At 72.8% G+C, this 9,615-nt stretch carries 8 protein-coding genes; 2 read left to right on the forward strand and 6 right to left on the reverse strand.

All coding sequences use genetic code 11. From position 1 onward, the window contains the following. Positions 1-331: 331 nt before the first annotated feature. Together ACSNOH_RS30445 and ACSNOH_RS30450 are read right to left on the reverse strand one after the other, a co-directional pair. Entirely contained in the window at positions 332-823 is a 492-nt protein-coding gene (locus ACSNOH_RS30445) for an EamA/RhaT family transporter (RefSeq protein ID WP_436724672.1), read from the reverse strand. A gap of 33 nt (positions 824-856) precedes the next feature. Then, the gene (locus tag ACSNOH_RS30450) at positions 857-1,252 is read right to left on the reverse strand and encodes an SH3 domain-containing protein (protein ID WP_436724673.1); all 396 of its coding nucleotides are present in this window, start codon (positions 1,250-1,252) and stop codon (positions 857-859) included. A gap of 189 nt (positions 1,253-1,441) precedes the next feature. On the opposite strand from ACSNOH_RS30450, the gene ACSNOH_RS30455 reads away from it, so the two are divergent. Next, positions 1,442-3,727, forward strand: coding sequence for a protein kinase domain-containing protein (locus ACSNOH_RS30455; RefSeq protein ID WP_436724674.1), 2,286 nt, complete (start codon positions 1,442-1,444; stop codon positions 3,725-3,727). Positions 3,728-4,056: 329 nt separating this feature from the next. Here ACSNOH_RS30455 and ilvD read toward each other — a convergent pair whose 3' ends face one another. The 4 genes from ilvD to ACSNOH_RS30475 form a co-directional block, all read right to left on the reverse strand. Further along, positions 4,057-5,910 carry a dihydroxy-acid dehydratase gene (ilvD, locus tag ACSNOH_RS30460; RefSeq protein WP_436724675.1) on the reverse strand — a complete coding sequence of 618 codons (1,854 nt, stop codon included), beginning with the start codon at positions 5,908-5,910 and terminating at the stop codon, positions 4,057-4,059. 267 nt (positions 5,911-6,177) lie between these two features. Further along, positions 6,178-6,813, reverse strand: a complete 636-nt coding sequence (locus tag ACSNOH_RS30465; RefSeq protein ID WP_436724676.1) for a TetR family transcriptional regulator — start codon at positions 6,811-6,813, stop codon at positions 6,178-6,180. Next, positions 6,810-7,634 carry a sugar phosphate isomerase/epimerase family protein gene (locus ACSNOH_RS30470; protein WP_436724677.1) on the reverse strand — a complete coding sequence of 275 codons (825 nt, stop codon included), beginning with the start codon at positions 7,632-7,634 and terminating at the stop codon, positions 6,810-6,812. Before ACSNOH_RS30470 ends, ACSNOH_RS30465 begins: the two co-directional genes overlap by 4 nt. Before the next feature lie 138 nt (positions 7,635-7,772). Beyond that, entirely contained in the window at positions 7,773-8,714 is a 942-nt protein-coding gene (locus tag ACSNOH_RS30475; RefSeq protein WP_436724678.1) for a Ppx/GppA phosphatase family protein, read from the reverse strand. A 45-nt stretch (positions 8,715-8,759) separates the two neighbouring features. Between ACSNOH_RS30475 and ACSNOH_RS30480 the strand changes: the two genes are divergently transcribed. Next, positions 8,760-9,605 carry a hypothetical protein gene (locus ACSNOH_RS30480; RefSeq protein ID WP_436724679.1) on the forward strand — a complete coding sequence of 282 codons (846 nt, stop codon included), beginning with the start codon at positions 8,760-8,762 and terminating at the stop codon, positions 9,603-9,605. Positions 9,606-9,615: the final 10 nt, after the last annotated feature.

The following is a 9,615-nucleotide window of genomic DNA, read 5'->3' on the forward strand; positions in this document are numbered from 1 at the left end:
TCCAACCTTACCAGATCCGTTTTCCGTTCCGTTTCCGGTCCGAATCACTTTTCCGGCCCCCTGCTGGAGCGGGGTTTGTTTCGCGCCTTCCGGCGTGATCACTACTTTAGCGGATTTCCCCGGCGGCTCCTAATCGGAGCCTGGGGCCTTCCCGGTCCGAATTTCGGCACGCCGAAATTCATCCCGTTCAGGGGCCGTGCAGTGGTGAGTGCCGCCGGTGCGGCTCGATCGCTGCCCCGGCTCCCTCGCGGGCCCCGCGGCAACTCGGAGAACACTACACGAGGTTTCGGGGCCTCGTTGCCACCCCCTCGCCTCCTCGTCCCCCTACCGCCTACCGCTTGCGCCGGCCCTTGCCGCTCTTGGCGCCCTTCCGCCCCGTCCGCCGCTCGTACCGCGCGACGGCCTCCTCGTACTCCCGGCGGTGCAGCTCCTCACCCGGCGCCTCCTTGAGCGTGCGGAGGGCGTAGGCCAGCAGGGCTCCGATGAAGCCGATCATCATCAGGCTCTGCATGGACCGCTCGGCGTGCGGGTCGGCCGCGGGATCCGGGCGGCGGCCGAACCGCTCCCAGGTGCGGCGGAAGGCCAGGGCGCTGCACACCGCGAAGGCGACGACCACCATGGCGTTGACCAGGCCGCCCACCTTGGCGATGGCCAGGCCCTCGTAGCCGAAGCGCAGGACCAGTGCGCCCGCCGCTGCGACGGCGAGCGCGCCGAGGCACGCGCCCACGCGCCGCAGCGCGTATCCACCGTCGTGATTCAGCCACGTGGTGCCGAAGAACCTGATCGGTTCCGGCTGGGGCCCTGTTCCCTGCTCGTCGCTCATACCTCGATTATGTCGACCGGCCCCTGTACGGGATCAGGAGCAGCGGACCGCCACGAAACCGTCGCTGCCGGTCTTCACATAGGCGTCCGACACGTACTGGCCGGGAGCGATGCTGTCCCAGATGTCAGTGGTGCCGTAGGGGCCGGTGATGGTTTCGCCGCGGGTCTGGCAGCGGATGGCGATGCGGGAGTCCTCGGGGAGGACGCGGACGATCTGGCTGCCCGTGTTCGGGCCGCGGCGCACGTTGACCTGCTGGCCGGGAGCGATCGGGTAGTAGACCGTGGCGGCTGCGGCCGAGCGGGCCGACAGGACAGAGGACTCGTTCTCGCTCGTCTCGCTGATCTCGCTGATCTCGCTGCCCTTGCTGTTCTCGCCGACCTCGTTGGCCTCGTTCATCTCGTTGATCTCGTTGATCTCGCTGGTGGCCATGCGGCCCTCCCCCGTCAGAGCGTTCACCGTCGGTCAATGATGCGTTGATTGCTGCGGTGTAGATCAAAAGACATGCGATGTCATGTGCAGGCTAGCAAGGCGCGGCACGCCTCCCGGGATTGCCGGATGCCATCGATTAGGCTCCGGACGCCGCGCATTCTGCGGCCGACAGACAACGGGGGTGGGGGAATGCCGCCGCTGCGCAGTGCCGGAACAGGAGCGGAAGCGGAGGATCCGGGTTACGCCGGTGAGTACCGGCTGGAAGGGCGCCTCGGTTCCGGTGGCATGGGCGTGGTGCATCTGGCGCGTTCCGCTTCGGGGCTGCGGCTCGCGGTCAAGGTGGTGCACGCCGAATATGCGGTGGATCCCGAGTTCAGGGCGCGTTTCCGGCAGGAGGTGGCGGCCGCCCGCCGGGTGAGCGGCGCATTCACCGCCCCTGTCGTGGACGCGGATCCCGATGGCGAGCGCCCTTGGATGGCGACGCTCTACATTCCCGGCCCCACGCTTTCCGAGCGCGTGAAACGGAACGGCCCTCTCGCCCCGGAGGAAGTGCGGCGCCTGGCGGCCGGGCTCGCGGAGGCGCTGCGGGACATCCACCGGGCCGGGGTCGTGCACCGGGACCTCAAGCCGAGCAATGTGCTGCTGGCCGAGGACGGTCCGAAGGTCATCGACTTCGGCATCTCGCGCCCGTACGACAGCGAGCTGCGGACCGAGACCGGCAAGCTGATCGGGACGCCGCCGTTCATGGCGCCCGAGCAGTTCCAGCGGCCGCGGGAGGTGGGGCCGGCGGCGGATGTGTTCGCGCTGGCGTCGCTGCTCGTGCATGCGGCGACCGGGCGGGGGCCGTTCGAGTCGGAGAGCCCGTACATCGTCGCCTACCAGGTCGTGCACACCGAACCGGATCTGACGGGCGTGCCGGCCGATCTCGTACCGCTGGTCCAGGACTGCCTGGCGAAGGACCCCGCGCAGCGGCCGACGCCGGACGCGATCATGGCTCGGCTGCCGCGTGCGCTGCGGCACGGCGGGGTCGGTGTGCGCCGGGTCGAGGCTGCGGGACCGGACGACTCCGTCCCCACGCACGTGCGCGTCCCTCCTCCGCGGGAGGAGGGCGAAGAGGCCCCCGGTACCGCCGCCCAGACCCCCGGTCCTGCCGCCCAGGTCCCCGTTTCCGCCGCCCGGACCCCAGGTCGCGCCGCGCCCGCTCGCGGCTCCGTCCCGCGTCGGCGGCGGCGTATGCCGTGGCTCGTTTCCGCTGGTGTGGCGACCGCGGCCCTGGTGGCCGGAGGGACGTGGGCGCTGAGTCGTGACGGTGACGCGGACCGGCCGCTGCAGACGCGGCCGACCGTCGCCTCCGCGGACTGGCGGCCGTGGGAGGTGCCGGTGCCGGGCGGTGCGACGGGCGCGTGCGCGTACGGAGGGGAGGCGCTGTACTGCTCCGCGCGCGGTTTGCAGGCGGCGCGCATCGAAACCTCCACCGGGAAGATCGCTTGGCAGAAGGCCGCCTCCGCCACCTCCTCCGCCGGCGGTGGCGAGGCCGGTCCCGTGCCCGCTCCCGTCGTCTCCGGCGGTCTCGTGCACGTCTTCTCGCCGGACGGGCGGACGCTGACGGCGCTGGAGCCGTCCAGTGGTGAGCCGCGCTGGACGCGGGACGTCTCCGCGTACCCCGGGCGGGTCTACCACGCCGGGGACACCGTGCTGCTGGTCGCCGGGGACGGGACGGTCACGGCGGTCGACGGCGGTACGAACAAGCAGCGCTGGCAGCACGGGCTCGGTCTGCCCGGGCATTCCAAGCCGGCTTTCTCCTTCTACGGGGCGGGCCACGGCGTGAGCCACGGCGCCGGGGGCGCGGCGGGCGGCGGGCCGGGGCAGCCGGTGTACGCCGTGGCTCCGGCCGGTCAGGGGCAGCACCGGACGCGGATCCTCGCGCTGGACCCGGAGCGCGGGACGACGCTGTGGGAGCGGACGGCCGACGGCGACCTGACGGCCGTGGGGGCCGGGACGGACGGTGCGCTGTTCCTGACGGCTCCCGACAGGGACAACCGGGTGGCGGCCGTCGTCCGCTACGACCCGGGGGCACGGCGGGAGACGCGCGTGCCGCTCGGTACGCCGCTCAACGTGGCGAGTGCGGTGGCGCGGGGCGATGCGGTGTATTTGCTGTCGACGGACGGCGGGCTCACGGCCGTAGGGCGGAAGGGGCAGCTGTGGCGCCTGGACACGTCGGTGGCGAACGCGTCCGCGCTGGTGGCTGCCGGTGAGGACCGGGTGTACTTCTCGGCGGCGGACGGGCGGCTGCTGGCCGTCGACACGGCCAAGGGGGCGCTCCTCGGCCAGACGCCGCCGCGCCCTGCCCGCGCCGGGCGCGGCTACGTCGACCTGCTGCCCGCGCCCGTCGCGGCGGACGGGAAGGTCTTCGGCACGGCGCCCGACGGAACGGTCTTCGCAGTCGCCGCCGACGAGCCGGAGCGCTGGCGCTAGCGGCCGACCGGCCGGCCGCCGGTGCGCGTCCCGTTGTACGGGGCCGAGCCCGGCATGGCACCGCCGGTCACCATTCATTGCGGCTGAGCGCCGTCGCGGCGGATACGAGGTAGCCGCCGCCCTTCGCGCCGCATCCGCTCCACGGCAAGCAGCCGCCTGTGCACGGTGTCTCGGGAGACGCCCGCGGCACGGCCCGCGCCCTGTGCTCCGCCGCCACGGCGAGCAACCACCGTGGCGCAGTCCGGCGGCACAGCCCGGCGGCGCCGTCCGAAGCTGACGCCCCGGCCGGCGCCGCACCGGGCCTCAGGCCCCGTACCGTCGGCCCGCCGTCAGGCGTCCAGGCGGCTGACGTCCCGGACCGCGCCGCGGTCCGCGCTTGTGGCCATTGCCGCGTACGCGCGCAGCGCTGCCGAGACCTTGCGTTCGCGGTTCTTCGGGGCGTACGTGCCGCCCAGTGCCGCGCGCCGCGCGTCGAGCTCGGAGTCCTCGACGAGGAGTTCGATGGAGCGGTTCGGGATGTCGATGCGGATGCGGTCGCCGTCCTGCACCAGCGCGATCGTGCCGCCCGACGCGGCCTCCGGCGACGCGTGGCCGATCGACAGGCCTGACGTGCCGCCCGAGAAGCGGCCGTCCGTCACGAGGGCGCAGGCCTTGCCGAGGCCGCGGCCCTTGAGGAAGGACGTCGGGTAGAGCATTTCCTGCATGCCGGGGCCGCCGCGGGGGCCCTCGTAGCGGATGACGACGACGTCGCCCTCCTTGACCTGCTTCCCCAGGATCTTGTCGACGGCCTCCTCCTGCGACTCGCAGACGACGGCCGGGCCCTCGAACGTCCAGATCGACTCGTCGACGCCGGCCGTCTTCACGACGCAGCCGTCGACGGCCAGGTTGCCCTTCAGGACGGCCAGCCCGCCGTCCTTGGAGTAGGCGTGGGTGGCGTCCCGGATGCAGCCGCCGGCCGCGTCGGTGTCCAGCGACTCCCAGCGCTCGGACTGGGAGAAGGCGGTCGCGGAGCGGACGCAGCCGGGGGCGGCGTGCCAGAGCTCGACGGCCTCGGGGGTCGGCGAGCCGCCGCGCACGTCCCAGGCCTCCAGCCACTCCTTGATGCCGGGCGAGTGGACGGTGTGCACGTCCTCGTTGAGGAGGCCCGCGCGGTAGAGCTCGCCGAGGATGGCGGGGATGCCGCCCGCGCGGTGGACGTCCTCCATGTAGTAGGTGCCGCCGGGGGCGACGTTGGGGGCGACCTTGGCCAGGCAGGGGACGCGCCGCGAGACCTCGTCGATGTCGCTCAGGTCGTAGTCGAGCCCGGCCTCCTGCGCGGCGGCGAGGAGGTGGAGGATCGTGTTGGTCGAGCCGCCCATGGCGATGTCGAGGGCCATGGCGTTGTCGAAGGCGGCGCGGGTGGCGATGTTGCGCGGCAGGACGGACTCGTCGCCGTCCTCGTAGTAGCGCTTGGTGATCTCGACGACCGTGCGGGCGGCGTTCTCGTAGAGGGCCTTGCGGGCGGTGTGCGTGGCGAGGACGGAGCCGTTGCCCGGCAGGGAGAGGCCGATGGCCTCGGTGAGGCAGTTCATGGAGTTGGCGGTGAACATGCCGGAGCACGAGCCGCAGGTCGGGCAGGCGTTCTCCTCGATGCGCAGCACGTCCTCGTCGGAGACGTTCTCGTTGACCGCGTCGACGATGGCGTTGATGAGGTCGAGCTTGCGGACCGTGCCGTCGACGAGGGTGGCCTGGCCGGCCTCCATGGGGCCGCCGGAGACGAAGACGACGGGGATGTTGAGGCGCATGGCGGCCATCAGCATGCCCGGGGTGATCTTGTCGCAGTTGGAGATGCAGATCAGGGCGTCGGCGCAGTGGGCCTCGACCATGTACTCGACGGAGTCGGCGATCAGGTCGCGGGAGGGCAGCGAGTAGAGCATGCCGGCGTGGCCCATGGCGATGCCGTCGTCGACGGCGATGGTGTTGAACTCGCGGGGCACGGCGCCCGCCGCCTTGATCGCCTCGGAGACGATCCGGCCGACCGGTGCGAGGTGGGTGTGGCCGGGGACGAACTCGGTGAAGGAGTTGGCCACCGCGATGATCGGCTTGCCGATGTCCTCGCTCGCTACGCCCGAGGCCCGCATGAGGGCGCGGGCGCCCGCCATGTTGCGGCCGTGGGTGACGGTGCGGGACCTCAGCTCGGGCATCCTGCTCCACTCCTCGCAGTGTGTGGGCGCCGCGGCGTCGTGCGGGCGCCTCCTACTCCGCCGTACCGGCGTCTTTCGAGACTACGCCCGCGCTGGGGAGGGTGAACGGCTTCTCCGCCATGTGAGACACGGGCATGGCCGGACAGGGGTCCGCGACGGGCGGCGTCTCCCGTACGTGCGGACGTATGTACGTCCGCACGTACATACGTCCGCGCTCCGTCCGTACGTCATACGCGCGCACCACGCGCTACGCGTGCACCACGCGTCCTACGTGTCCCCCGCCAGGTGCCGCTGCACCGCCGGTGCCACCATGGCCACCACCTGCTCCACGTCCGCCGACGCCAGCGGCTCGACCTTGATCACGTAGCGCAGCATGGCGACGCCGACGAGGTGGGCGGCCGCCAGCTCCGAGCGCAGCCTCGCGTCGGGGATGTCGAGCTCGCCCGCGATGCGGGCCATGAGCCGGCTGGTGACGAGGTCGCGGAAGACCGCGGCGGCGGTCTCGTTGGCGACGGCCGAGCGGACGATCGCGAGGAGCTGCTCGCGGGTGGCCGGGTCCTCCCAGACTCCGAGGATGAAGCGGGTGAGCCGCTCGCCCAGGGTGTCCGGGCCGCCGGCCTGGATGACGCCCGGCGCTTCGAGTGCGGGTGCGAAGTCCGTCTCGATCGCGGCCGCGAAGATCTGCTCCTTGGGCCCGTAGTAGTGGTGGACGAGCGCCGGGTCGACGTCCGCGCCCTTGGCGATGGCGCGGATGGACGCGCGGTCGTAGCCGCGCGCGGCGAACTCGGCGCGGGCTGCGGCCAGGATGCGCTCGCGCGCGCCCGGGCCGCTGCCCTTGTCCGTACGGGCGGGGCGGCCGCGTCTGCGGGGGGCTCCGGCGCCGCCGGGGGGTGCCGCGGTCATGGCCGGGGCACGCCGGTGGGCGAGGCGAGGTGGAGCCGGGTGAAGGCGAGGGCCTCGGCGAGGTCGGCCTCGCGTTCGGCCGCGGACATGGCGCGACGGGTGTTGACCTCGATCACCACGTGGCCGTCGAAGCCGCGGTTCGCGAGGCGCTCCAGGACCTCGGCGCAGGGCTGCCGGCCGCGGCCGGGCACGAGGTGTTCGTCCTTGGCGGAGCCGTTGCCGTCGGCGAGGTGGATGTGGGCGAGCCGGTCGCCCATCCGGTCGACCATCGCGAGGGCGTCCGTGCGGGCGGTGGAGGTGTGCGAGAGGTCGACCGTGAAGTGGCGGTAGTCGTCCTTGGTGACGTCCCAGTCGGGCGCGTAGGCGAGCATCTCGCGGTCGCGGTAGCGCCACGGGTACATGTTCTCAACCGCAAAGCGGACGTCCGTCTCCTCGGCCATCCGCCAGATGCCGCGGACGAAGTCGCGGGCGTACCCGCGCTGCCAGCGGAAGGGCGGGTGGACGACGACCGTGCTCGCGCCGAGCTTCTCGGCGGCCGCCCGGGCGCGCTGGAGCTTGACCCACGGGTCGGTCGACCAGACGCGCTGGGTGATCAGCAGGCAGGGGGCGTGCACCGCCAGGATGGGCACCTGGTGGTAGTCGGACAGGCGGCGGAGCGCCTCGATGTCCTGGCTGACCGGGTCGGTCCACACCATGACCTCGACGCCGTCGTAGCCCAGACGGGCGGCGATCTCGAAGGCCGTCGCCGTCGACTCGGGGTAGACCGAGGCCGTGGACAGCGCGACCTTCGCATCCGGGATGCGCACCACTGGCTCTGTCACGAGGGACAGCGTACGACCGCCTCTCGTACGGCGGGCGGGTACCTCCCATGTGGCGGGTCCGCTCCCGGCCGCCGCCGGGAGGGCGCCTGGCTACGGGTGGCCGGGTGCCCCGGCCGCGCCCTCCCCTCCGCCGCGCGTTCAGCTCTGCGGCGCCGCCGGCAGGTGGTCCAGCCTGCGCAGGATGACGCCTTCGCGCAGCGCCCACGGGCAGATCTCCAGCTCGTCCACGCCGAACAGGTCCATCGCGCCCTCGGCCACCAGCGCGCCCGCGAGCAGCTGGTGCGCCCTGCCCTCGGACACGCCCGGCAGCTGGGCGCGCCGTTCGGAGGTCATCGTGGAGAGCCGCGGCACCCAGTCCTCCAGGGCGCGGCGGGTCAGGGTGCGCTGCACGTACAGGCCCTCTGTGGAGCGGGCCGCGCCCGCGATGCGGGCGAGCTGCTTGAAGGTCTTGGACGTGGCCACGACGTGGTCCGGCGCGCCGAGCCGTGCGAAGTCGCCGACGGTACGGGCGATCTGGGCGCGGACGTGGCGCCGCAGGGCGCGCACGTCGGTGGGGTCCGGCGGGTCGCCGGGCAGCCAGGCGGAGGTGAGGCGGCCGGCGCCGAGCGGGAGGGAGGCGGCGGCGTCCGGGTCCTCGTCCAGACCGAAGGCGATCTCCAGGGAGCCGCCGCCGATGTCGAGCACCAGCAGCTTTCCGGCCGACCAGCCGAACCAGCGGCGGGCGGCCAGGAAGGTCAGGCGGGCCTCCTCCTCGCCGGTCAGGACCGGCAGCGTGAGGCCCGTCTCCTTGTGCACCCGGGCCAGGACGGTGTCCGCGTTGGCGGCCTCGCGGACGGCGGACGTGGCGAACGGCAGGACGTCCTCGCAGCCCTTGTCCTCGGCCGCCTGCAGGGCCTCCCGGAGGACGTCGACCAGGCGGTCTATGCCCGCTTCGCTGATCGCGCCGTCCTCGTCGAGGAGCTGGGCGAGGCGCAGCTCGGTCTTGTGGGAGTGGGCGGGCAGCGGGCGCGCGCCCGGGTGCGCGTCCACCACGAGCAGATGGACCGTATTCGAACCCACGTCGAGGACACCGAGTCTCATGGCCTGAACGCTACTGCCGCGGCCGGGGGCGCATAGGCTGGAGGGGTGGCAAAGACGAAGAAGGCCAAGCAGGGCAAGCAGGGCGGCCAGGGCAAGCCGGACAAAAAGCGTGACCAGCAGGTCGCGGCCGTTTCCCGGTCCGGCTCCGACGAGGTCGGGCTCGACTTCGCCCGCGCCTGGGTCGAGTTCCCCGACCCGGCGGACGACGAACAGGTCTTCCGCTGCGACCTGACCTGGCTGACCTCCCGGTGGACGTGCATCTTCGGCAGCGGCTGCCAGGGCATCCAGGCGGGGCGCGCCGACGACGGCTGCTGTACCCTGGGCGCGCACTTCTCCGACGAGGACGACGAGCAGCGCGTCGCCGGGCACGTGGCGCGGCTCACCCCCGAGATCTGGCAGTTCCACGACGTGGGCACGGACTCCGGGTGGACGCAGACGGACGAGGACGGCGACCGGCAGACGCGCCGCTGGAAGGGCTCCTGCATCTTCCAGAACCGGCCCGGCTTCGCGGGCGGCGCGGGCTGCTCGCTGCACATCCTGGCCCTCAAGGAGGGCCGCGAGCCGCTGGAGACCAAGCCGGACGTCTGCTGGCAGCTGCCGGTGCGGCGCACGTACGACTGGATCGACCGGCCGGACGACACGCGCGTGCTGCGGATCTCCATCGGGGAGTACGACCGCCGGGGCTGGGGCCCGGGCGGCCACGACCTGCACTGGTGGTGCACGTCCGCCACGTCCGCGCACGGGGCCGGCGAGCCGGTCTACGTCACGTACCGGCCCGAGCTCACGGAGATGATGGGCAAGGAGGGCTACGAGCGCCTCGCCGAACTCTGCGAGGACCGCCTGGCGGCGGCGCTCCCGATGGCCCCGCACCCGGCGGACGCGGCCCGCTAGACGCGGGGGC

The sequence above is a fragment of the Streptomyces sp. URMC 127 genome, assembly GCF_051386535.1.
Lineage (GTDB): Bacteria > Actinomycetota > Actinomycetes > Streptomycetales > Streptomycetaceae > Streptomyces.

Coding starts and splice junctions, on each gene's coding strand:
- ACSNOH_RS30445 (WP_436724672.1), bottom strand. CDS start 823: ATGAGCGACGAGCAGGGAACAGGGCCCCAGCCGGAACCGATCAGGTTC.
- ACSNOH_RS30450 (WP_436724673.1), bottom strand. CDS start 1,252: ATGGCCACCAGCGAGATCAACGAGATCAACGAGATGAACGAGGCCAAC.
- ACSNOH_RS30455 (WP_436724674.1), top strand. CDS start 1,442: ATGCCGCCGCTGCGCAGTGCCGGAACAGGAGCGGAAGCGGAGGATCCG.
- ilvD (WP_436724675.1), bottom strand. CDS start 5,910: ATGCCCGAGCTGAGGTCCCGCACCGTCACCCACGGCCGCAACATGGCG.
- ACSNOH_RS30465 (WP_436724676.1), bottom strand. CDS start 6,813: ATGACCGCGGCACCCCCCGGCGGCGCCGGAGCCCCCCGCAGACGCGGC.
- ACSNOH_RS30475 (WP_436724678.1), bottom strand. CDS start 8,714: ATGAGACTCGGTGTCCTCGACGTGGGTTCGAATACGGTCCATCTGCTC.